The following is a 21,423-nucleotide window of genomic DNA, read 5'->3' on the forward strand; positions in this document are numbered from 1 at the left end:
AGTATGGAAGCTTTTCTGATCTCCACCGGCATCGTTGCGCTCGCCGAAATCGGTGACAAAACCCAGCTCCTCGCGTTCATTCTCGCAGCTAAATTCCGTAAGCCGGTGCCGATTGTTTTCGGCATCTTTGTCGCCACTCTGGCCAATCACGGCTTCGCAGGCGCAGTGGGGACATGGATCACAACGCTCATGGGACCGGAGACGCTTCGCTGGATGCTCGGCATTTCATTTATCGCAATGGCCGGCTGGACTCTGATACCGGACAAATTCGACGAAGATGAAGCGAAGCTGGTTCGCCTTGGCGTCTTCACCACTACGCTGATTGCATTCTTCCTCGCCGAAATGGGTGACAAGACGCAGATCGCCACTGTAGCGCTGGCAGCTCAGTATCAGAATCTGATTGCGGTCGTTGCCGGTACAACCCTGGGCATGATGGTGGCGAATGTGCCAGCCGTCATCATGGGTGACAAAATCGCCGACAAGATGCCGGTCAAGCTTGTGCACCGTATTGCCGCCGCCATCTTCGCCTTCCTCGGCGTCGCCACTCTTTTGGGGGCAGGGGCAGGCTTGGGTTTCTAAATCAACTGGGAAGCCTTTGCGCCAATTAAACGTATCTCGCCCAGAACGCACATGAAGCCTACGCACAAGGCGGCTGGCGGGAGTCCCATGGGCATCTGGGTGCTTGGCTTCGTGAGCATCCTGATGGACATCTCTTCGGAGAAGATCTAGGAGTCCGCTCACGAAACGGAGAAAATCGCACGCTAAGCGTGCGCTGAGGCTGACACCAATCGGTATGGCGCACGAATCGATCCGGCCGGTTCTTGGCCCCAACGCCACGATCAACGGTGTTATCTGTCGTTGCTGAACTGCGCTTCGCATTCGACCGGTGCGCAGCCGCAGGAGTGCGATGGTGCGCAGAAACGCGTTTGGCGGGATTGCGCGGCGATGCCCTCGCTATCGGAGAGCCAAAATCCTGCGTGCGCCGTTGAGCACAACTGCGCCGATGATCCCGCCGATGACAAGGTCGGGAACGGCGGAGCCGGTCCATGCGACCAAGGCACCCGCGACGATCACTCCGAGGTTGGCCAGCACGTCGTTGGCGGAGAAGATGTAGCTTGCAGTCATGTGCGCGCCGCGATCACGATGCCGCGAAATGAGCACAAGGCACGTGACGTTTGCGACAAGCGCAACAACTCCGACTCCCATCATCAAAGCCGAGACGGGCTCGCTGCCGAAGACGAACCTGCGTCCGACCTCGAACAGAGCCCCCAGCGCAAGCACCAGCTGCAGCCACCCTGCGATGTGGGCCGCCTTCACCTTCAGGTGAGCCGCACGCCCCACGGCATAGAGCGCCAGGCTGTAGACGGCCGCGTCGGCGAACATGTCGAGTGAGTCAGCCAGCAGACCGGCCGACTGCGCCAACAGGCCCAACACGACCTCGATCACGAACATGGCAGCATTGATGCCGAGCAACATCCGCAGCACTTTCAATTCAGCGACGTCGCCGGCGTCGGGCAACGGCACAGCGTCATCGTGCACGGCCTCGCTGCTCTGCAGGGCTGCCCCGAGGCCGAGCCGCGTCAGGCGCGCCAGGACTTCGTCCGCCGAAGCCCGATGCAGCACCGTGACCTGACGTTGCTTCAGATCGAACGACAATGACAACTCCGGCATGTCCTGGAGCGCCATGCGAACGAGGTTTTCTTCCGATGGACAATCCATCTTCGGCACGTTAAAGCTGCTGCGCTGCATGGGTCTGCTCTCACTCAACACAGTCGCTTGAAGCGATGCGTCGAAACTACGCGCCACTCGCGCGCCAAGCGAGCGCCCCGATGTGCTCGACATGGCGCTTCGAGGGCTGTTTGCCGGCAGAAAACACCGCTCACCTCCTCTGCATGTACTGCTGGTGCCGCATCATGTGATCCATCATCATCTGCTGCATCGGCATGTATTGATCAATCATGTACTGGCGCTGCTGCTGTTGTTCCGGGGTGAGTTTTGAGTAGTAGTCCCCCATATGTCCCCATCCCATCATCGGTCCGCCCCTCATCATTCCGGACCCCATCCCCGGGCCGCCCATGCAGCAGCCCATGCCGCCGCCCGGCCCCCACATGCCGTGCATCAGTTGCATGTTGTTCTGCATCGTGGTCCAGTGGTCCTGGAGTAGTTCTTGCCGCGCTTGGGGATCCTGAGTCTGGTTGATCTTGTCCATCTGCTCTTGCATCTTCTTCATGTTCTCCTGCGCCTGCGCCATCCGCTTGTCGAACTCCTGCACGTTGGGCGGCTCGAGGTTCGCTTCGGCACCAGGCGCCTGCTGGGCGAGGGCGGGCATGGACGAAAGTACAACGGCGGACAACGCGGCTGCCAAGATCGTGTTCTTCATCTCGCTTCTCCTATGTCACAAGTGGAGGCCATGACGGTCTTGTTACGACGGACCGATGACCACTGGGGATTGCGCCCGGGGACGGGCAGCGGGGGGGAAACGGCGCGCATCGGCGATTGATGTGCATCTGGCCCCCGTCGCTAAGTCAGAAGTCTGGATGCCCACCCGGCAACGGCCGTCTTCGCGCAAGCAGATGCGCTCGCGGAATCGTGCAAGATCACCCGAGAAGACATCATCTTCATCGGGTACCGAGCGAATCAGATCGGACAGGGGCCCCATCGTCGGCGAGCCGGTTACCAGCCGATGGTAGAGCCAGCGGCCATCCTTGACGGTGGTCAGAAGGCCAGCCTGACGCAGCGTTTTCAGGTGGCGAGAGAGCTTGTATTGCAGCTCTTGGAGGCTGTCCACCAATTCGCACAGACAGATCTCTTCGCCAGTATCTACGAGCAGACGCATGATGCGAATGCGGGTCCGGTCGGCCAAGGCCTGGAAGACTTCTTCGAGTTTGACGGTGATGAGATGCATAGTTGCATCATAGTGCAAGCGTGCAGAACCGCTGAGCCTTCTGCGCCGCGAACAACATCTGCGGGGCAGGCCGCTGGTTAGCTCACAACAGTGCTTTCATCTTGCTACCGCCGAGCGCCTGAGGTGACCGCCTGCGCGCCGTTGCCGCAGGCGGTCGGGCGGAGTCACTTCAGTGTGAAGCGTGCCGTGGTGGAAGGCTTGCCCGGAAGGGTGACAACCGCGACCAGTTTGGTGCCGGCGCCGACCTTGAAGCTACCCTTGGCTTCGAGTCGATCACCTGCAGGCTTGAGTTCGACATCTTGCTTGTTTGCGCCAGACAGCAGCGTGAGCTTGGCACTGCCGTTTGCCACATCAACAGGCTTGCCGTGATCGCGAAGATGCAACTGGATCACCTCGGGCTTGGCAACGAGTTCGAGATCGAGATCCTTGACCTCGACCACCACGCCTCCATGCATCGATTCATGCTCGTGAGCATGGTCATGCTTGTCGGCTGCAAAGGCGGGGCCCACAGACACGAGAGCAGCGAGGGCGACGACTTTTGAGAACTTCATGGGTTTTCCTTTCTGGTTTGCATGAGGCGGGTTAAGCAGCGTCAGAATGCTTCGGCGTTTCGATCGTCGAGCAGACTCTCTGCATCGCGGCGGCCGAAGAGCCAGAACATTGCAGGGGTAAGGAAGGTATCCAGCAGGGTCGAACTGATGAGGCCCGAGAAGATCACCACGGCCACCGGATGCAGAATCTCGGTACCCGGGCGCTCGGCCTCGAACAGCAGCGGTGCAAGCGCAAACGCGGTTACCAGTGCGGTCATCAGCACCGGCGACAGGCGCTCGATCGAGCCCCGCAGGATCATCGTGTGGTCGAAGCTCTCGCCCTCGATACGCATCAGGTTGAGGTAATGACTCACCTTGAGGATGCCGTTTCGCACCGAAATACCTGCAAGCGTGATGAAGCCGACGAGTGCAGCCACCGACAACGGCTGACCGGAGATCCACAGTCCAATCACCGCCCCGACCAGTGCGAGCGGAATGTTCGCCATGATGAGCGCCGAGAGTCGAACCGACTTGTAGCGGCTGTAGAGCACGACGAACATCAGCACGAGTGAGACGATCGAAAGCAACCCGACCAAACGGGATGCCTCTTCCTGAGCTTGGAACTGCCCGCCGAGGGTGATGAAGTAGCCCTCGGGCAACTTAAGGTCGGCCACGACGGCGCGGATGTCCTCGACGACCTCCGATAGCGGACGCTGCTGCGCATTGGCCGAGAGCACGATGCGGCGCTTACCGTCGTCTCGGCTCACTTGGTTCGGACCGTCACCATCCTCGATCGACGCCAGCTTCGACAAGGGCACATGTCCGGTCGGCGTTTCGATCAGGATCTGAGCCAGCCCGTCGACCGAGCGCGCCGTTTCCGGTAGGCGAACGACCAATGCGAACCGTCGACCACCCTCGACGATCTGGGTGACCTTCTCGCCCTCGACGAGGTTTTGCAGCGCGGCCAGAATCTGCGGTGCCGGCACCCCGTAACGGGCAGCGGCCGCATAGTCGATCCGCACCTTGATCTGCGGCGCGAGCACTTGCTTCTCGATCTCCAGGTCGGCGAGCCCCGGAATGGCGGCAAGCCGCGTTCGCAATACGTCAGCCTGACTGCGCAGGGTGTCGAGATCCTCGCCGAAGATCTTGATCGCAATCTGCGAGCGCACGCCCGACAGCATGTGGTCGATGCGATGTGAGATCGGTTGCCCGATCGCGATCGCAGCTGGCAGATTGACCAGTCGCGACCGGATGTCTGCGGTGATCTCACCCATCGAGCGGCTCAGCTCACCGGCGGGTTTCAGCCCCACATCGAGCTCGCTGACGTGGACACCTTCCGCATGCTCATCAAGCTCGGCCCGCCCGCTTCGGCGCCCGACGTGCGTCACTTCGGGAACCTGTTTCACGAGCACTTCCGCTTGCTGCGCGAGCACGGTCGACTCCGCCAGGGTAACGCCCGGGTTGAGCCGCATGCCGATCAGCAAGGTGCCTTCGTTGAACGGCGGCAGAAAGGTCGTGGGGAAGAACGGTACCGCAGCGGCAGCAATTGCCACCGCAACCGCACCCGCTGTGACGGCCGCCCTGGGGTGCTCGAGCACCCCCTGCAACGCCCCGCGATAACGTGCCTTGAGCCAGGCGAGCAAGCGCGTGTCACCGTGATCGAGGGACTTCATCCGGGGAAGCAGGTAAAAGGACAGCACCGGCGTCACGGTCACCGAGACGACCAACGAGGCGAGCGTGGAGACGATGAACGCCACGCCGAGCGGCACGAACAGCCGCCCCTCCATGCCAGGCAGCGCGAACAGCGGCAAGAACACCAGCACGATGATGATGGTCGCGTAAAGGATGGCCGAGCGCACTTCCATCGTTGCGCGCGCCACGAGTTCGATCGGGTGAAGCCGATGGTCGTGATGCTTTGCGCGGTCCTCCTTCAATCGGCGCAGCACGTTCTCTACGCCCACAACCGCATCGTCGACCAAGCCGCCAATCGCAATCGCGAGACCACCAAGGGTCATCGTGTTGATCGACTGCCCGAAATACTTGAAGACCAACGCCGTCATGAAGATGGACACCGGAATCGCGGTGAGCGCGATGATCGTCGGGCGCAGGGTGCCGAGAAAAAAGAAGAGGATTGCTGCAACGAACACCGATGCGCCAATCAGCTTACCCTTGAGCGTGCTGATCGATGCCTCGATGAAAGTCGCCTGCCGGAAGGTCACCTCCGGCGCATCCATCCCGGCCGGGAGCGATATCTTCATCTCCTCGAGCGCGGTTTCGATCGAGCGAGTCAGGTGAATGGTGTCCGCCGTAGGCTGCTTCTGAATGCCGAGGATGACGGCCGGCTTGCCCTCGAAGCCGGCATCCCCCCGTTTGGGCGCCGCTGCAAAGGTCACGGATGCGATCTGACGCAGCAGGATCGGCTGGCCATCTCGCGCAGTGATCGCGAGGTTCTTCAGATCCTCCAGGCTCGAGGTCCGACCCAGATGGCGGATGAGATATTCGCGCCCGTTCAGTTCGAGAAAGCCCCCCGAGGTGTTCGACGAGAAGCCTCGAATCGCCCCTTCCAACTGCTCCAACGAAACACCGAGCTCAGCCATACGGCGGGTGTCGGGCTGAACCTGGAACTGCCGCACCTCCCCGCCAATCGGGATGACTTGCGCGATGCCGGGGATCGCCATCAGGCGCGGACGAAGAACCCAGTCCGCATACTCTCGGACCTGCATCGGCGAGATCTTTGCCGTGTCGATCGGGATCGCGATCTGCATGATCTCGCCCATGACCGAGCTGATCGGCCCCATGCGCGGAATCACGTCTTCAGGCAACCCTTCCTCCATGGCTGAGAGGCGTTCCGACACCATCTGCCGGGCGCGGAAAATCTCGGTACTCCAGTCGAAGGTCACGTAGATGAAGGACAGCCCCGAGCTCGAGGTAGAGCGCACTGACTCCACGCCGGGCAAACCATTCATGGTGGTCTCGAGCGGAAAGGTGATGAGTTGCTCGACCTCCTCCGCCGCCATGCCGCCGGCTTCGGTCATGATCGTGACCGTCGGCTTGTTGAGATCCGGAAATACGTCCACGGGTGTTCGCGAAAGCGTGAACGCACCGTAGGCCATCAGTACCAGGCTGGCGATAATCACCAGCAGCCGGTTACCAAGGCTGTTGTCGAGTAGCCACTTGAACATCGGATAGACTCCCGGTCAGCGGATCTGGTTGATCAGCGTGGCGGCACGGGAGGCGACCCGCTCGCCGGCTTCGAGGCCGGACGTCACCGCAATGTTCACGCCGTCCAGCGGCGCGATCGTGACGGTCCGGGACTCGAAACGTTCGGGCGCCGTCTTTACCCAGACGATGGTTTGGTTTGCCGAATTCTTCAGCACCGATGCTGCGGGAACGCTTACACCCTGCTGCGTGCTGCGCGACTGGACGAAGACCTCGACCGGCTGCCCCACGGCAAGAAAGGCCAGCGCTTCCCCTTCGGCTGCAAAGGTGAGCGGCAAGGCCTGCTCGCGCAGGCTGCGGGCGGCGCCGATGAAGGTGAGCGGGATCCGCTGGTCGCCGACCGCAAGACTTGCAGAGGCGACATCCGCCGCTATTTCTGGATCATAGGAGAGCGCCTCGACACGCAGCCGCTTCGGGTCGACGATCTCGAACACGAGCTCGCGCGCATCGACCACTTGGCCTGACACGGCGTTAGTCGATGCGATCACACCGCTGACGGGTGCGGTCAGGACATCACGGGCATTGAGGCCACCACCGATCGCTTTCGATCTGGCCCTCAGGCTGGCAAGCTCGCTTTCGGCCGCCTCGATCTCCTTGCGCGGTACCGTGTCGGCGAGTTCCTTCAGACGCGCAAGGCGCTTTTCCACAAGGGCCCTGGCCGCGTGCAGCTCGGCCAATTGCGCCATCTGGTTAGACCGCTCGATCTGGTCCGTCGAAGGACTAACGTAAGCCAGCACGTCCCCCTTCTTCACGGCCTGACCGACGCTTGGCAACCCCTGCGGGCCCGCCTCCAGGCGCCCAGCCACCATGGCCTGCACCTTTCCGCCGGCATTCGGGTCCATGACCACCTTGCCGGCCAGCGCGGTGGTACGCGGCAATTCGCCGGCTTCCGTAACCAACGTGCGAACACCGATCTGGCGTTGTGCCGGCTTTGGCAGAAAGACACTGCCATCGGCTTGCCGTTGTGGCCCATTGCCTCCTGCCACAACTGGACCTTCATCGCCATGATCATGGCCTTCGCCAGCAAAGGCATTCCACGAGGCACTGGCCGATACCAGCGCCAGCGCAGCAAACAGTACGCTCAGCTTCACGCGGCACCTCCAGTCGAGCGATTACGCGAATTCCCCTTGCGAAGCACAACCCAGCCGATGAGGCCTAGCACAAGCCCCCCCGCGCCTGCCCCAATTGCGTAGGGTTTCATGTCCAATTCGGCAACCTCTTCGTGCGCCTCGGCGGCGGTCTCATGCAAGTCGAGCTCACCAGCGAGCAAATCGGCGTCCTGACCGGCAATCACCGTTGCCGTGACAGAGACGACACCCGGCTTGAGCGTCTCCTCGAGCGTGGCCTCGAACTCACCGTCGGCATGGGGCGTGAGCGCAACGGCCTTCCCATCGAGTTCCAGATCGACCTTTGCGTCCTTGACCGGACTGTTGTCAGCGAAGTGGTCAAGATAGACGGTGACGTTCTTGCCATTCACTACGCCGACCAGCTCGAAGAGTTCCGAGACGGCGGTAAATCGCGGCAATGCCGGGCCCGCTGTGGTCGCGGGCGCTTCTCCATGGTCGTGTCCGTCACCGGCCAGCGTTTGCGGGGCAAGCCCGGCAAGCACGGCAGCGAGGCTCCATGCCGCGAGGGTATGAGTGGATTTCATTTTGGGGATCCTGTTATTCATTCGGGAAGCAGGCCCAACGCTTGGCGCTGGGCCGAGATGGCGGCTGCCAGATCAATACAATACGCGCGCGCGCGCGCTCGCGTTCGGCCTCGGCCGCCTCGAATTCGATGCGCAGACGGGTCGGCAGATCGGCCTCACCGAGGCGGAACGCCTTCTCGAAGAAGCCGCGTGACGCCTGTGCGAGGTCGGAGCGCCGTTCAGCAGCGGCGACCTGCTGCCGTCTCAATTCGACGCGCTGGTGCGCCATCTCTGTTTCGGCCAGCAGACGTTCGAGTTCGATCTGGAGTTGCGCCTCGGCCTCGATGGCCTCTGCATTGGCGCTTGCAACGCGGGACCGGCTGCGCGAACCGGAACCAAGCGGAATGCGCAAGCCCAGCGTGACTGTCTGTTCCCAGGATTCACCCGATGCGCCGCGTTCGCGGGTGGTCGTGACACTCAACTCCGGATTCGCGCGGCCCTGAACGCTGGCAAGGGTCATCGTGCGCCGCGCAACGTCGACCCGATCACGCAGCTCGGCCACTGCAGGGTGCGCCGTCTCAAGAATCTGTGTCGGTGTCGCAGCGGACGGGACGGGCTCCGGCGCAGACACCCCGCCGGATGAGCGTTCTGGCCCGATTCCAGTGAGCGTGCGCAACTGCTGTGCAGCATCTGCAAGGGCGCTTTCTGCCTCGGCGACGGCGGCTTCAGCTGTAGCTTGCACACCGTCGGCCTGATGCTGATCTGCGCGCGCCAGATCACCCGCCTTGATGCGCTTGGCCACGTCGGCGGCCAGTTCGCGGGCGTTCTCGAGACCCGCCCTCGCCAGCGTCACATCTACGCGCGCGCGTTGCCAATCCCAATATGCTGTGCGTACCGCTGCAGCGGTGCGCAACTGCGCGCCGCGAGCCCGGCTCGCCGTGGCAGCTATTTCGGCAGTGGCGAGGGCTGCAGTGCTCGAACGTTCGCCCGACAGCCAGATCGGAACCGCGATGCCGACCTCGTACTCACGGCTCCCGCGATTGCTGTCCAACTGATCGGTTTTTCCGGCTACCTCTAGGGCGGGCGGTTCGACAAACCAACTGTCGGCACTGTCGCGGCGCGCTTGCGCCGCTTCCTGTTGAGTCGTGAGCGACAGCGCTTCAGGCTGGCGTGCCCATGCTGCCTCGAAAGCGTGCTTGAGGGATAGGGCGGTACTTGGAGCCGGGGGGGCGGGCTGCTGCGCCCAGGCACCATTGACGGCAAGGCCGAGCATTAGCCCAGGCAGCCATTTGAGACGAAGTTGCTGAAACATCCAATTCTCCGTTGATGTAAAGACACGGGGAATCGGCAGAGGGCGATCGGACCGATCGCAATGGACGCGTGACGCTACCGCTCAAAGCGGTAGGAACATCAAGAGGGAATGAAGGCGACCGCCCTGCCGATCAGGCTGGGCGGGCCCATTTAGGGCGTTCGGGCTCTGCGGGATGCTCCGCAAGTGAGCACCCAGGTGTGACGCCGATGGGGAGGGATGCCTGATGCTGTGTGAATAGCGCGCTGGACTCACTCGTTACTGCTGAAGAGCCCACCACCTGGCACGATGCGCAGTCTGTGTGTGCGCCCTTCGTCAAGCCCCCTTTTTCCTTGCCTTTTGCATCTTCGGTGTGACGATGCGCGTGATGACCAAAATGATTGGCTGCGGCACCGGATTCGTGCGCGCAGTAATCGCCCACCGCCGCCCAACTCAGTTGGGCAGGCAGCAGGATCAAGAGGAAAATCGCAAGCCAACGACGCATGGCGCGGATTCTATCAATAAGGATTTGCTATCGTCGACAGCGACGGTACCAATGGGCAGACCAAACGGCGCTTTACGAGAACCTGCTGGGCGAAACGCCTGGACGGCCCGACGTCTCGCGCCGATAGGTGGCTTCAGGAGCCTCTGTACAGTTCATTCATGTACGCGCGCTCTGTCGGGGTCATGTCGACCAGCTCCTTGAGGACTTCTGCACGGGTCTTGCCGGGTCCGGAAGCACGCGAGGGCACCGCGAGGCCACGCTGCAGGTAGAAATAGCTGCCATCGGCCTTTGCCTGTTCGAGCTCGCGCAACACCTCGGCGCGGGTTTTCGTGCTCGTGGAGTGATCCGGATGGAACGTGAACCCCTGCTCGCCGGGAGCGGGATGCCACAGCGAGCTGGCTTGCGCAGCCGCAGGAACGACAAGGACGGCAGCAAGAAGCGAAAAAAGGGCAGTGGTGCGGGTTTTCGACATGACAAGACTCCTTCGTTCAACGTGAGAGGTGGCGTTCGGCATAAGCCGCTTGGCGTCGCCTTGCACCGAACACGTCGCGGACTTTAAGGGTCCATCCTCGTCGAATCGCGAACTGCCAGATTACGATTTCGTAATGTGATGGTTTCGGCATCTCCGCGATAATCGCTGCATGAAGATTCTGGTTGTGGAAGACGAGCCCAAGCTCGCCGAATACCTACGCAGGGCGCTCACCGAAAGCAATTACATCGTGGATGTCGCGCACAGCGGCACGGATGGCCGCTATCTCGCGACCGAAGGGCATTACGACCTCGTCCTCCTCGACGTCATGCTTCCGGGGCTGGATGGCTATGCCGTCTTGCAAGAACTGCGTCGGGGCAAACACGTACCCGTCCTGATGCTGACCGCGCGGGACGAGGTCGAGGATCGGGTCAGAGGCCTGCAGGCGGGTGCCGACGATTACCTGGTGAAGCCGTTTGCACTGTCCGAGTTGCTCGCTCGCGTGCAGGCCTTGTTGCGGCGCGGTGCCTTGCGCTCGGATAGCCAGGATTCAACGGTGCTCCGTTTGGCGGACCTCGAACTCGACCTGGTTCGGCGCAAGGCGTCACGATCCGGGCAGCGCCTCGACCTGACCGCCAAGGAGTTCACGTTGCTGACGTTGCTGCTGCGCCGGCAAGGGCAGGTCCTTTCCCGTACCGCGCTCGCAGCGCAGGTGTGGGACATGAATTTCGACAGCAATACGAACGTGGTCGAAGTTGCGGTGCGCCGGTTGCGCGGCAAGATCGACGACGCTTTCGAGAAGAAGTTGTTGCATACCGTGCGCGGCATGGGATACGTCCTTGAGGACCGGAAGCCCTGAGAATGCGCAATCCGCGTTCGCTTAGCCGCTGGTTATCGTGGTGGCTCGCCGTGCTGGCCTCGCTGGGGCTCGGCTTGGTCTGCTCGATCGTTTACGTGGGCGCGAGTCTAAATCTCTCCAACAAGCAGACGGACGAACTGCGGCACAAGCGGGACATAGTGCGCCATCTCGTCGGCGAGATTGCAACGCGGGACGCGTTGCCGAGCCTGCGTCACAAGCTCGACGACTTCTTTGTGGGCCATGCCAACCTCGAGTTACGGCTGATCCAGGGATCTGACGCTCTTCTGTACGCAACTCCGGCGCGTTCAAGCCCCGGCGCAATCCTGCGGCGGGATGAGTTCGAAATCTCCGTGCCATGGTCGCCCACAACCATGCTGCGCGCCGAATTGATGCTCGACAGCAGCGCCGACGCGCTGCTTTTGGAGCAGTTGGCCTGGACGCTACTCGCGAGCGCCCTTGGTGGAGCGGCGGCCATCTCAGTGGGCGGCGCATGGCTCGTTCGTAGAGCGCTCTTGCCTGTTCGCGACCTGGCTCGACAAGCAGCGGCCCTAAGCCCGGAAAGCGTTGGACAGCCGCTTGACGGCTCCGCCCAGGCACAGGAGCTTCAGCCGTTGGTCACACAATTCAACGCGCTCCTGGTTCGATTGAACCGCGCATATCAACAACTGGAAGGGTTCAACGCCGATGTCGCTCACGAGCTGCGCACACCGCTGGCGACCTTGATTGGTGAGACCGAGCTAGCTCTGAGTCGTCAGCGCGATGTCGCCGAACTGCGCGATGTGCTCGGATCGAACCTCGAGGATCTTCAACTTTTAGCGGGGCTGGTCAATGACATGTTGTTCTTGTCCCGGGCCGATCGCGGGGAGCGCGCCCGTCGCCACCGTGTGGATAGCCTGGCCGAACTGGTGTCCGAGGTCATCGAATTCCACGAAGCGTCAATGCAGGAGGCCGGCGTGACTGCGCGCTTACGCGGTGACGGCATGGGCACAGTCGATGCTGGGTTGGTTAGGCGTGCGCTCTCGAACCTGCTCGCCAATGCGACCCGTTTTGCAGAGCGCGGATCGGTGATCGAGGTCGATATCAAGCAGGACGCAGATGGCCGCATTTGCCTGTCTGTCAGCAACACGGGCCCTGTCATCCCCCCGGAGCATTTGCCTCGTCTATTCGACCGCTTTTATCGGGTTGATGGGGCCCGCGAACATCGCGACCATAACCACGGGCTCGGCTTGGCGATCGTAGCTGCGATCGCGCGAATGCATGGCGGCGCCACCTTTGTGCGGTCAGCTGCCGGAACGACGAGCGTTGGCCTTGCCATGTGCGGGTGCAGCCAAATGGAGGTAGCACCTCATGACAGATAAGGCGCATTGCTGAAAGGGCTGAACTTTGCCTCTTTGCGGCACTGACTATCGAGAGTGCTGGGGTCACATGGATACGTGGCCAGGTAGAGTGCGCTCGACACCACGAACTTGCACCAGATCGCCTTCGTGCGCGGCGCCGATGGCTGACGTGTTCTAAGTGTCTGTCAGCACCCACCTCGGAGACTCCGCAATGACCGACGATGCCGACGCACAAGGGTGCCGAGGATCTGATAGGCGTCCTGCGCAGCTACCTCAAGTGAGCCTTGCCGTGCCCACCGAGAACCCGTCCACCTGGACCCATGATCACGTCTTCGATGGCGGCAATGCGCTTGCCAAAAGCAGTACCTCGGTGGTGATGTGGATCACTGCCGTTGCGATGGTTGTCGAGATCACCGCAGGCTGGTGGTTCAACTCAATGGCGCTGCTGGCCGACGGCTGGCATATGAGCCCGCATACCTTCGCGATCGGCGTGTCTGCCGCGCTGGCCTATGCCGCTGCGCGAACGATCCGCGCTTCGCTTTCGGCACCTGGAAAATCGAGATCCTCGGAGGCTTCGCCAGCGCCATCTTCCTGCTCGGCGTGGCAGTGATGATGGTCATCGGTTCGATCGAACGCATCGTGTCGCCGCAACCCATCCAGTACAAGGAGGCCATCGCGGTCGCCATCCTGGGCTTGGCCGTCACCGTCGTTTGTGCGCTGATCCCGGGCAAGGCTCACCATCACGGCCACTCACACGGACACGGTCACGATCATCACGGCCTCAAGCTCAAATCCGCCTACCTTCACGTGATCGCCGACGCGGCCACCTCGGTGCTGGCCATCGCGGTGGTGACGCATGACCGCGCACGCACCCCCGACGCTGTGAGGAGCCGCTTGGCGGTGCACGAGGAGATCGTCCACTCAACGATCGAGATCTATCACCACGCCGGGCTTCGGGAAAGCCCTGCCGGAGGAGCCGCGTGAGGACATTGCTACTTTACTTCGTCACAGCGATGGCCGAGATCGTCGGCTGCTATCTGCCCTGGCTGTGGCTCAAGAAGGGGGGCTCGGTTTGGCTACTTCTGCCTGCGGCGGTGAGCCTGGCGGCCTTCGCGTGGTTACTCACGCTGCATGAGGCGGCCTCCGGCCGCGTCTATGCCGCATACGGCGGGATGTACATCAGCGTCGCCATCCTATGGCTGTGGACGGTGGACGGAATCCGCCCCTCCGCCTGGGACGTCGCCGGTGTAGTGGTGACGCTGGCGGGCATGAGCATCATCGCGTTTCAGCCCAAGTAGGGTGTTTGCAACCGCATGCCATGAGCTTCAATCCGCCTCGCGGGTCAGCCACTTCTTAACCTTACCCCTCCACTGCCAGCAGGTGGCAGGAGATGCAGGCGGCCTACAATTCGGGCAGCGCAGCGCAGCGCCAGCGGCAAACCAGTCGCCAAAAGGTGATAGTCCCCGGGCGCCCGCACTACCCGGACCTACATCATCGACATTCAAATTGTGCTACCGCCGTGCCAGCTAGCTATTCGTAAGCGTTGCGTAGCAGGCGGCGGCTTGATGCTGTTACTTGTCATTGGTCGTTCGGTTGAATGAACGGCAGCACGGGGTCGGGCCCGGCCCGTCGGCGACGGACCGAGTTGCCATTCAACCTAAGCTGGCGCTGATTGGCAGATATCGACCCAGGCGGAACGTGCGTTCCGGCCACAGTTGGCCATAGAACGTTGACTGGGGGTCATCATCTCAGCGGCCGTTGTGCTACGAGATCTGTCGGATGCCCCGCGCTGACAACTTATCCATGGCTGCCGTTTGGCTCCGCGTTGTGACTAGGCTCGATCGCCTCATACAACGCGGCTGCAGCCTGTCGAGCAGCCATGTCCTGTTCGTAATCGATCGGCTCCAGTTCCACGCCGCCCCGACCGCCGACGTAGGCTGGCCCGCCGACATCGTCATCATAGGGTGAGCCATCCTCGTTGATGGCTTCATATTCGTCCTCGGACAGGTCGGTACCGAGCAGTTCGGCAAGATAGAACCACGTCCAGCACTGCTGCAGGTTCAACCGATCGTAACCCTCGATCAGTTCGCGCATGGCTTCAGTGTCACCCTGTTTTGCGGCTTCCGTCCGCCACCGCCAAGCATCCTTGCCCCGGCCGAGATGTTCGGCGACATCAGCGGCATGGGCTGCATCGATACCCGAGTAATAGATGGGCGGTCGCTCGAAGAAGGTCGAATCGCCAAAACGCTCAGCCATTTCGAGCAAGGCTACCTCATGGCCGAGGACGCCGGCTGCGCGGAGATGGTGCTTATACTTGTCTGCACCGCTAAGCCTTGCGGCATATTGGTCTGCCCATTCCTTTTCGACACCGACGAGCACGCGGCCGTTACGTTCTTCGTTGTACCAATAGTCACTGCCGGCACTAGGTTCATCGTAGGGATCGTCAGGTAAGGCGTGGATGAGCGCCAAAGCGTAATGGGCGTTGGCGTTGCCTTTTTCGGCGGCAGTGGCCAGTCCATCGAGCAGGACCGGTGAAGCGATGGATTCGCCGTCGAACCACAGAGCAAACGTGTCGTCGTCGCCCACAGAGTCTTCACCGAACTCGTCGTCATGCACATAAGAGTTGCTGCCGGTTTCGTGCTGCAGACGGGCGACGAGGTTCGTAATACGGATGACTCCGATGTCCCGGTCCGAGAGATAGTCCGGAAGAACCTGCGCGATCTGGAGAGCACTTTCCGGAGGATAGTCGAGTTCCAGGCAGCGGCGCCCAACGGACTCGCCATGCTTGGCCGAGCGTCGGCTGGTGATACTTCTGTGCGTGAATACGTGGTCTGCGCACAAGGACGCGTAGGATTTGAAACCGAAAGCAGCGGCCAGTAGCTCGTAGATGTGGCTGCGCCTGAAGGTTGTGCCGGTTTGGGCTTGGAGGAGCTGCTGCGCGTCGAATGCGAGTTGCTTGATCGTCATGATGAACCTTTCCTCAAACCTCATCGATTCGGGTCAGGTGCACGCGTTTAAGTCCCCGACGACGAGGCTCAAAAGAGAAGGTCAATCTAGATATGACGGTCGTTGCTGCGTTGCCTGTTTTTACTCGCGTGCAAGTAGGGTGGGCACCTCCGCGCATTCTAGATGTCGTGCCGGGAGTCGGTCTACCCTTTGTTGCGACGCACTTCACTCGGATGAAGCACGGATAATAGAAGCGCCGCTATATGGCTGCTGTGCCCATGAACCTGCCGCCGGATTATCCGAACGGCGAATGAAAACAACGGCTCGGAAGTTCGAGTTCGCAGGATTCAGAGGCTGCCGTTCGCCGTCGCCTGACGGACGAACGGCACGTGTGCGGCACCTTGCGGCCTGACTTCATGCGTCAGGCGTCCGCTGCTGAGGCCCATCGGAAGCCATGCATTCAAGCCTGGGGTCCAAGACGACTACCGAGAACCCCGCCGGACCGGGGAACCTGTCGATCCATTGCACCTCTGCTCAGGGCCTCGAAGCAAGGACGTCTGGCCGTGGCGATAAGGGGTTTGAGTCCAGGCTCCTTTGCCATGAGTAGCTGGCCCCGGTCCAACAGCTTGCACCCAGGCCCTGCTGGTCCTGGGTGCAAGATCGGCAGGTGCTTGACAAAGCACAAACCCATTCGCCGCGCATGCCTCGGGTCGCCTCGGCATCTCAAGTCATCTGATCAGTCCCGGCGGCCAAACGCGTCGTTCTTGATGGCCTGCTTGTCCCCAGTCGCTGGGGAAAGGGATGTGGGAGATCCTGTGGATAAGCGATGGCAGCCCAGGCGGGAAGTATGTTTTACAGGCTTGCCTATTCTTGCGGCAGTGACCTTGTAAATGGGGCAGAGGGCTGGAAGAAGGCCGGTTTGGCCGGAAGGCTTGGCCCTCCTGTGCGACAATCCGCCACCGAACTCCCCTCGCCTGTTGATTGAATCGTCATGACCACCCGCCAAGCCCCCGAAATCTTCCAGATCCCGCTCGACGACCTCGACCCAGCGGGCCTGCCGCCGCGTGGCACGCCCGAGTTCGAGCAGGCGGTGATCGGACGCTATGCGCTCGACTACGCGGCGCGTGGCTGGCAGGCCGTGGTGGCGGTCGATGACGCGTTCGTGCGCGTGGTCGCGGTCCCCGAGCGTGGGGTCGAGCCGAAGGCCTACGTGCTGGGGCTGCTGCAAAACGGCTTCCTGGAGGATGCGCTGCCGGTGCTCGAGGCGCTCGACGGCATGCTCGACGACGCCGAGATCGCCTACAGCCACGGGCTGTGCCTGTCCGAGCTGGGTCGGCCGGCGGACGCGGTGGCGCCGCTGCAGCGGGCGGTCGAACTCGACCCCACGCACGCGAACGCGTTCATCGCGCTCGGGGTAGCGTTCGCGCGCACCGGGCGCGCCGATGAGGCGGCCAACGCGCTGCGCGACGCGGTCAAGCTCGAGCCCGAGAACGCCTTCGCCAAGCGCAACCTGGCGGCGGTGCTGATGCGGTCCGGCCGGGCGGCCGAGGCGCTGCCGTTCTTCCGCCAGGCGGCGAGCCTGGCGCCGGCCGATCCGGGGGCGCAGCTCGGGCTCGCGCAGTGCCTGGAGGCGCTCGGGCCGTCGCACGTGAAGGAGGCGGCCGAGCAGTACAAGGCGGTGGTCAAGCGCTTCCCCGAGCACCAGGCGGGCGAGATGGCCGAGGAGGCGCTCACGCGCATCGGTCACGAGGAGATGCGTGCGGCGGTCGACGGCGGGCTGCGCATGGACGCGGTGATGTACATGCAGGCGGCGCTGGACCGCTTCGCCACGCTCGACCAGGCGAAGGTCGGGCAGATTGTGATGGAGATCGCGTTGATCGGCCGCAATGGGCTCGAGATCAACAAGCCGGCGGTGCGCTACACGCTCGAGAACCTCGAGGGCGAGTTCTCCGGGCTGGCGCTGCTGGCGTACATGCACGTGGGTTTCCGGATGTTCGACCCGAAGGGCGACGCCGGGACCGGGCTCGATCGCGAATACGAGGCGGCGGTGAAGATGCGCCGCGAGCGCTGAACCCGGCGAGGACCCCGACATGAGCCAGCTCCCCGAACGCTACCAGGCGGCGATCGCGCCGCTGATCGGCAAGGCGCGTGAACTCCTCGAGCAGGGCGAGGAGCTCGTGCCGATGGCCTTCGTCGGCAACTTCACCACCGGGGCCACGATCCCCACGGCGCTCGTCATGCGCTCGCCGGGCGACAAGGACGCAGCGGCGCGCGCGGTGAAGCTGCTCGCCGAGCAGCTCGACGCCGACTTCGTGTTCGTGCTGATGGAGGCCTACAGCCTGCGTGCCGACAAGGTCGCCCGCTACGAGGAGATCCTCGACGAGTACGGCTCGCTGGCCGACTGCCCGGCGAGCTGGCGGATCGACGTGGTGAGCCTGTCGCTCGAGACCCGTCACGGCGTGTGGGTCGCCCAGGTGCCGATCAGGCCCAAGGGCATCAGCAAGAAGAAGCGCACGGTCGGGGCGCCGGAGTTCCGGCACTACACCGAGGTGCAGGGGCGGTTCACGGATCTGCTGCCGGTGAAGGAAGGCGAGGGCGCGCCTTCCGGCACCCTGCACTGAGGCAGTCGGGGAGGGGGCGCGCATGTGCGGTCGTTACGCCCTCTACGGTCCGGTCTCGCGCCTGCGCGAGGCCTTCGACGCGGTGCCCGAAGGCTTCGACTTCGAGCCGCGCTGGAACGCGGCGCCGATGCAGTGGCTGCCGGTGGTGCGCCAGCGGTCGAACGGCGAACGGGTGATTCACCGCCTGCGCTGGGGCCTCGTGCCCTCGTGGGCCAAGGATGAGGCGATCGCCACCAGGTTGATCAACGCGCGCGGCGAGTCGGTCGCCGAGAAGCCCTCGTTCCGGGCGGCGTTCCGCCGCCGGCGCTGCATCGTGCCGGCGAACGGCTTCTACGAGTGGCAGCAACTCAGTGACCAGGAGGGCGGCGGCAAGCAGCCATTCTACATCCACCCGGTCGGGGGCGAGTTCTTCGCGCTCGCCGGGCTGTGGGAGCGCTGGACGCGACCGGCCGACGGCGAGGCGCTCGACACGTTCACCATCGTCACCACCGAGGCCAACGCGGCGATGCGACCGCTGCACGACCGCATGCCGGTGATCCTGGCGCCGGGGGATTACTGGGCGTGGTTGAACGGGGTGACTGCGGCCGACGAGGTGCAGGCGCTGGTGAGGCCGTGTCCCGAGGCGGCGCTCGCGGTGTATCCCGTGGGGAAGGCGGTGGGAAACGTGAGGAGTGAGGGGGCGGGGCTGATCGAGCCGTCCTCAGCCCGGGCCTGAGGGCGCCCGTTGGATCTGGCTTGCCGGGGTTTTCGCGCCGACCTTCTTGTAATCGAAAAGATGAGCTGGAAACCGGGTCTGAGTTCAGTTCGAGGAATCCTTCGTCAGGTTCTCTATCAAGTAGATGCTCAGGTCTTCGCCTCTGTCTAGGGCGTCCCGAAAGAACTTGGGTGCGACCCCACGGCCGCTCCATTTGACCTGGCCGTCAGGCGACACGAACTTAATCGGTGGTCGTGCCCGTTCCCGCTCTTCAAGTGAAGGGCACCGGAAGCCGCAATCTTCCAGTGTCAGGTCAAAGGTCTTCACAAGGGTGAGGACTTGCTTGATGGCCTCAGCCTTAAGTTCTTGCTTCCGGCTCTGGATCTTCGCTTCAAGCTCTCTACGCTGCCGCTCGATCTCTTGGCGCTCTTTTTCGAACTGTCTAAGTTCATCATCGGGAAGCATGTGTGGAGATCGCATCAATAAAGGTTTCACGAGCATACCAGAGAACGTGACTCAGGTGGTCAATTGTTTTCAAAGCATGGCGCCGGTGAGGAGTGGGCGGTTTAAAGACTGCAAGAAAGCAAATTAAACCATCATCAAAAAAAAGATTTCAAAACATGCATTGACAACAAATAAAGCAATATGGTAAGCTTTGAAAAAATTACATTCTATCAACCCCTGTCGCAAGAAGTGCTTCTTTTTGAAAGCAACGCGGCTCCTCGGATGCAAGCAGCACACCGAAGAGTTAACAGCTCCGTGAAGGCTTAATGGATCGATAGCCTACGCAGTCGAGAGACAGATCGACTGCATCGAAGCTGGGGGAACTAAATGTGGGTACAACCCCGCCTTTGTACGCTGGATGCGGATGAAGGCTGCTGCGGAGATCCGTCAACGTTGCTGACGAAAAATGTCAGCTTGGACGGAGTTGCTCCATGCTTCTTAAAGCCATCAACAATGGAAAGCATTTTCAAAGAGAGTGGCAGTTATTTTTCTTTCATGATCGAAACATAGCGCTAAAAAATAATTTTCTATTTCAGAAGGCGGGTATCGAGGTTTTCTCGGCTCGCTTGTATCGTGCTTGCGGTCTTGAGCAGAGCAGGGAGAGCCGATGTGAATAATGCCCTCCCCTCATCCGGAAGTAAGTTTTTGAGTCAGAAGGATCTTAAAGATCTAACGGGCCTGCAGCGGCCATCCGCTATGTTGCGTTGGCTAGATAACCAGAAGATTCGGTATCTCTTAGCTGCTGATGGCTGGCCGCGCGTTCTTCATGTCACCGTAATCGAACGTTTAGGTTTTAAGTCAGATTATTCTTTCGTTGACTCGAATGAACCAAAAGTGAGATTGCGCCATGGCTAGAGAGTTGCCTAGATGGATGCACTTCAAGCATGGTCGCTACTATCTTGTCAAGAATAATAAATGGCGTCCGCTTTCGCGTGATCGTCACGACGCACTTGTCGAGTACGCGAGACTGACTACTGCTTCAGACGATGGTGCGTTGCAGGAGTTGGTTCTGAGGGCTTTGGCTTACATGAAGCCCTCAATTAAGCCGTCGACGTACAAGAATTATGTGACGTGTAGCAGGAGAGTAATTGAAGCATTTGCAGATTTTTCGCCAAAACAGATTCGACCCGGTCACGTAGCGCAATTTTTAGATGACTACAGGGATACGCCTTCGATGGGAAATCTCTTGCTCTCATTTCTCCACGGAGTCTTTGTGCAGGCAGTTCGCTGGGAGATCATTCCGTTTGATCCTTCCAGGGATATCAAAAAATTTAAAACGAAAGGCCGAGATCGGCTGATTAGTGATCATGAGTGGAAGGCTATCAAGGCTAATGCGTCCCCCACACTTTCATGTCTGATGGACATGGCCTACCTCACTGGGCAACGGATCAGCGATGTAATGGAGATGAAGTATAGCCAGATATCCGTCATGGGAATTTATGTCAAGCAAGGAAAGACAGATGCGCGCCAGCTTATCCTAATGACTCCTGAGCTTGAGGCTGTCATCAGAGAAACGAAGATGATTCATAATTCGCCGAAAGCAAAGACCCTGTTCCACAAGCCTGACGGGTCTCCGCTTTCCTATAATACGATGTATGGGCATTGGAGAAGGGCTTGTGCTGGCGCGGGCGTGGAGGCAGTTGGAAAAAATGGAGCGCACTTCCACGATATTCGGGCTAACGCAGCAACTGAAGCCGATGAGGCCGGCATCGACTCGAGGGCTTTGCTTGGACACACTACAGAAAGCAGTCATCAACGCTATTTGCGCAGTAAGAAAGTAAATAGAGCTGTCCCTTTGCCGGTCAGGAAGGGCTGATCCTTAGTTTTTCGCGTGATGGGAGGAGTTGTGGTTGAGGATTCGAAGGTCGGTAGATTGTAAGTGTCCAAGCAAACCGACTTTTTCGTCTTCGCCGTCA

At 61.2% G+C, this 21,423-nt stretch carries 20 protein-coding genes and 1 pseudogene; 10 read left to right on the forward strand and 11 right to left on the reverse strand.

The window, feature by feature from the left end:
* Nucleotides 1–3 precede the first annotated feature (3 nt).
* Nucleotides 4–579, forward strand: coding sequence for a TMEM165/GDT1 family protein (locus tag C662_RS03125; RefSeq protein WP_002924850.1), 576 nt, complete (start codon nucleotides 4–6; stop codon nucleotides 577–579).
* 375 nt (nucleotides 580–954) lie between these two features.
* Here the strand turns inward: C662_RS03125 and C662_RS03130 are convergent, their stop codons facing one another.
* From C662_RS03130 to C662_RS03170, 9 genes are all read right to left on the reverse strand, one after another.
* A complete protein-coding gene (locus C662_RS03130) occupies nucleotides 955–1,749 on the reverse strand; it encodes a cation transporter (RefSeq protein WP_002924851.1) in 795 nt (264 codons plus the stop codon).
* 130 nt (nucleotides 1,750–1,879) lie between these two features.
* Nucleotides 1,880–2,380 carry a hypothetical protein gene (locus C662_RS03135; RefSeq protein ID WP_002924852.1) on the reverse strand — a complete coding sequence of 167 codons (501 nt, stop codon included), beginning with the start codon at nucleotides 2,378–2,380 and terminating at the stop codon, nucleotides 1,880–1,882.
* A 42-nt stretch (nucleotides 2,381–2,422) separates the two neighbouring features.
* A complete protein-coding gene (locus C662_RS03140) occupies nucleotides 2,423–2,905 on the reverse strand; it encodes an ArsR/SmtB family transcription factor (RefSeq protein WP_002924854.1) in 483 nt (160 codons plus the stop codon).
* Between the two features lie 164 nt (nucleotides 2,906–3,069).
* A complete protein-coding gene (locus C662_RS03145) occupies nucleotides 3,070–3,456 on the reverse strand; it encodes a hypothetical protein (RefSeq protein WP_002924856.1) in 387 nt (128 codons plus the stop codon).
* Nucleotides 3,457–3,497: 41 nt separating this feature from the next.
* Nucleotides 3,498–6,617, reverse strand: a complete 3,120-nt coding sequence (locus tag C662_RS03150; protein ID WP_002924858.1) for an efflux RND transporter permease subunit — start codon at nucleotides 6,615–6,617, stop codon at nucleotides 3,498–3,500.
* A 15-nt stretch (nucleotides 6,618–6,632) separates the two neighbouring features.
* Complete coding sequence (locus tag C662_RS03155) at nucleotides 6,633–7,745, reverse strand: efflux RND transporter periplasmic adaptor subunit (protein WP_002924861.1); 1,113 nt, start codon at nucleotides 7,743–7,745, stop codon at nucleotides 6,633–6,635.
* The gene (locus tag C662_RS03160) at nucleotides 7,742–8,305 is read right to left on the reverse strand and encodes a hypothetical protein (protein ID WP_002924863.1); all 564 of its coding nucleotides are present in this window, start codon (nucleotides 8,303–8,305) and stop codon (nucleotides 7,742–7,744) included. Before C662_RS03160 ends, C662_RS03155 begins: the two co-directional genes overlap by 4 nt.
* Nucleotides 8,306–8,318: 13 nt before the next feature.
* Nucleotides 8,319–9,557, reverse strand: a complete 1,239-nt coding sequence (locus tag C662_RS03165; RefSeq protein WP_232433202.1) for a TolC family protein — start codon at nucleotides 9,555–9,557, stop codon at nucleotides 8,319–8,321.
* 653 nt (nucleotides 9,558–10,210) lie between these two features.
* A complete protein-coding gene (locus C662_RS03170) occupies nucleotides 10,211–10,549 on the reverse strand; it encodes a DUF4148 domain-containing protein (protein ID WP_002924873.1) in 339 nt (112 codons plus the stop codon).
* Nucleotides 10,550–10,718: 169 nt separating this feature from the next.
* Here C662_RS03170 and C662_RS03175 point away from each other — a divergent pair, with 169 nt between their 5' ends.
* The 4 genes and pseudogenes from C662_RS03175 to C662_RS03190 all read left to right on the forward strand — a co-directional run bounded on the left by C662_RS03175 (nucleotide 10,719) and on the right by C662_RS03190 (nucleotide 14,040).
* The gene (locus C662_RS03175) at nucleotides 10,719–11,405 is read left to right on the forward strand and encodes a heavy metal response regulator transcription factor (protein WP_002924878.1); all 687 of its coding nucleotides are present in this window, start codon (nucleotides 10,719–10,721) and stop codon (nucleotides 11,403–11,405) included.
* 2 nt (nucleotides 11,406–11,407) lie between these two features.
* Nucleotides 11,408–12,763, forward strand: coding sequence for a heavy metal sensor histidine kinase (locus C662_RS03180; RefSeq protein ID WP_002924879.1), 1,356 nt, complete (start codon nucleotides 11,408–11,410; stop codon nucleotides 12,761–12,763).
* Between the two features lie 376 nt (nucleotides 12,764–13,139).
* Nucleotides 13,140–13,726 (forward strand): annotated as a pseudogene (locus tag C662_RS20630) (cation diffusion facilitator family transporter).
* Between the two features lie 29 nt (nucleotides 13,727–13,755).
* On the forward strand, nucleotides 13,756–14,040 hold the full coding sequence (locus C662_RS03190) for a YnfA family protein (protein ID WP_222948386.1): 285 nt from the start codon (nucleotides 13,756–13,758) through the stop codon (nucleotides 14,038–14,040).
* Nucleotides 14,041–14,539: 499 nt separating this feature from the next.
* On the opposite strand, the gene C662_RS03195 is transcribed toward C662_RS03190, so the two are convergent.
* Nucleotides 14,540–15,709 (reverse strand): hypothetical protein, encoded by a 1,170-nt coding sequence (locus C662_RS03195; RefSeq protein ID WP_002924883.1) that lies wholly within the window; start codon nucleotides 15,707–15,709, stop codon nucleotides 14,540–14,542.
* A gap of 970 nt (nucleotides 15,710–16,679) precedes the next feature.
* On the opposite strand from C662_RS03195, the gene C662_RS03200 reads away from it, so the two are divergent.
* Genes C662_RS03200 through C662_RS03210 form a run of 3 tightly spaced genes read left to right on the forward strand, consistent with a single transcriptional unit; the run spans nucleotide 16,680 to nucleotide 19,024 of the window.
* On the forward strand, nucleotides 16,680–17,759 hold the full coding sequence (locus C662_RS03200) for a tetratricopeptide repeat protein (protein WP_002924884.1): 1,080 nt from the start codon (nucleotides 16,680–16,682) through the stop codon (nucleotides 17,757–17,759).
* A gap of 19 nt (nucleotides 17,760–17,778) precedes the next feature.
* On the forward strand, nucleotides 17,779–18,309 hold the full coding sequence (locus C662_RS03205; RefSeq protein ID WP_002924888.1) for a hypothetical protein: 531 nt from the start codon (nucleotides 17,779–17,781) through the stop codon (nucleotides 18,307–18,309).
* A 22-nt stretch (nucleotides 18,310–18,331) separates the two neighbouring features.
* Nucleotides 18,332–19,024: an SOS response-associated peptidase gene (locus C662_RS03210; RefSeq protein WP_002924890.1), complete on the forward strand. Its 693-nt coding sequence runs from the start codon at nucleotides 18,332–18,334 to the stop codon at nucleotides 19,022–19,024.
* Between the two features lie 84 nt (nucleotides 19,025–19,108).
* On the opposite strand, the gene C662_RS03215 is transcribed toward C662_RS03210, so the two are convergent.
* Nucleotides 19,109–19,468, reverse strand: coding sequence for an H-NS histone family protein (locus tag C662_RS03215; RefSeq protein WP_002924892.1), 360 nt, complete (start codon nucleotides 19,466–19,468; stop codon nucleotides 19,109–19,111).
* 648 nt (nucleotides 19,469–20,116) lie between these two features.
* Between C662_RS03215 and C662_RS20735 the strand changes: the two genes are divergently transcribed.
* Both C662_RS20735 and C662_RS19920 read left to right on the forward strand, forming a co-directional pair.
* Nucleotides 20,117–20,362 carry a DUF4224 domain-containing protein gene (locus C662_RS20735; protein WP_002924894.1) on the forward strand — a complete coding sequence of 82 codons (246 nt, stop codon included), beginning with the start codon at nucleotides 20,117–20,119 and terminating at the stop codon, nucleotides 20,360–20,362.
* Nucleotides 20,355–21,323 carry a tyrosine-type recombinase/integrase gene (locus C662_RS19920; RefSeq protein WP_083485729.1) on the forward strand — a complete coding sequence of 323 codons (969 nt, stop codon included), beginning with the start codon at nucleotides 20,355–20,357 and terminating at the stop codon, nucleotides 21,321–21,323. Before C662_RS20735 ends, C662_RS19920 begins: the two co-directional genes overlap by 8 nt.
* Nucleotides 21,324–21,423 lie beyond the last annotated feature (100 nt).

The sequence above is a fragment of the Thauera sp. 28 genome (genome assembly GCF_000310145.2).
Taxonomy (GTDB): Bacteria; Pseudomonadota; Gammaproteobacteria; order Burkholderiales; family Rhodocyclaceae; genus Thauera; species Thauera mechernichensis.

What these genes read in the sequence shown, in the direction of transcription:
- C662_RS03125 (WP_002924850.1), top strand. Translation starts at nt 4, where the DNA reads ATGGAAGCTTTTCTGATCTCCACCGGCATCGTTGCGCTCGCCGAAATC.
- C662_RS03130 (WP_002924851.1), bottom strand. Translation starts at nt 1,749, where the DNA reads ATGCAGCGCAGCAGCTTTAACGTGCCGAAGATGGATTGTCCATCGGAA.
- C662_RS03135 (WP_002924852.1), bottom strand. Translation starts at nt 2,380, where the DNA reads ATGAAGAACACGATCTTGGCAGCCGCGTTGTCCGCCGTTGTACTTTCG.
- C662_RS03140 (WP_002924854.1), bottom strand. Translation starts at nt 2,905, where the DNA reads ATGCATCTCATCACCGTCAAACTCGAAGAAGTCTTCCAGGCCTTGGCC.
- C662_RS03145 (WP_002924856.1), bottom strand. Translation starts at nt 3,456, where the DNA reads ATGAAGTTCTCAAAAGTCGTCGCCCTCGCTGCTCTCGTGTCTGTGGGC.
- C662_RS03150 (WP_002924858.1), bottom strand. Translation starts at nt 6,617, where the DNA reads ATGTTCAAGTGGCTACTCGACAACAGCCTTGGTAACCGGCTGCTGGTG.
- C662_RS03160 (WP_002924863.1), bottom strand. Translation starts at nt 8,305, where the DNA reads ATGAAATCCACTCATACCCTCGCGGCATGGAGCCTCGCTGCCGTGCTT.
- C662_RS03165 (WP_232433202.1), bottom strand. Translation starts at nt 9,557, where the DNA reads ATGCTCGGCCTTGCCGTCAATGGTGCCTGGGCGCAGCAGCCCGCCCCC.
- C662_RS03170 (WP_002924873.1), bottom strand. Translation starts at nt 10,549, where the DNA reads ATGTCGAAAACCCGCACCACTGCCCTTTTTTCGCTTCTTGCTGCCGTC.
- C662_RS03175 (WP_002924878.1), top strand. Translation starts at nt 10,719, where the DNA reads ATGAAGATTCTGGTTGTGGAAGACGAGCCCAAGCTCGCCGAATACCTA.
- C662_RS03180 (WP_002924879.1), top strand. Translation starts at nt 11,408, where the DNA reads ATGCGCAATCCGCGTTCGCTTAGCCGCTGGTTATCGTGGTGGCTCGCC.
- C662_RS03190 (WP_222948386.1), top strand. Translation starts at nt 13,756, where the DNA reads ATGGCCGAGATCGTCGGCTGCTATCTGCCCTGGCTGTGGCTCAAGAAG.
- C662_RS03195 (WP_002924883.1), bottom strand. Translation starts at nt 15,709, where the DNA reads ATGACGATCAAGCAACTCGCATTCGACGCGCAGCAGCTCCTCCAAGCC.
- C662_RS03200 (WP_002924884.1), top strand. Translation starts at nt 16,680, where the DNA reads ATGACCACCCGCCAAGCCCCCGAAATCTTCCAGATCCCGCTCGACGAC.
- C662_RS03205 (WP_002924888.1), top strand. Translation starts at nt 17,779, where the DNA reads ATGAGCCAGCTCCCCGAACGCTACCAGGCGGCGATCGCGCCGCTGATC.
- C662_RS03210 (WP_002924890.1), top strand. Translation starts at nt 18,332, where the DNA reads ATGTGCGGTCGTTACGCCCTCTACGGTCCGGTCTCGCGCCTGCGCGAG.
- C662_RS03215 (WP_002924892.1), bottom strand. Translation starts at nt 19,468, where the DNA reads ATGCTTCCCGATGATGAACTTAGACAGTTCGAAAAAGAGCGCCAAGAG.
- C662_RS19920 (WP_083485729.1), top strand. Translation starts at nt 20,355, where the DNA reads ATGGCTAGAGAGTTGCCTAGATGGATGCACTTCAAGCATGGTCGCTAC.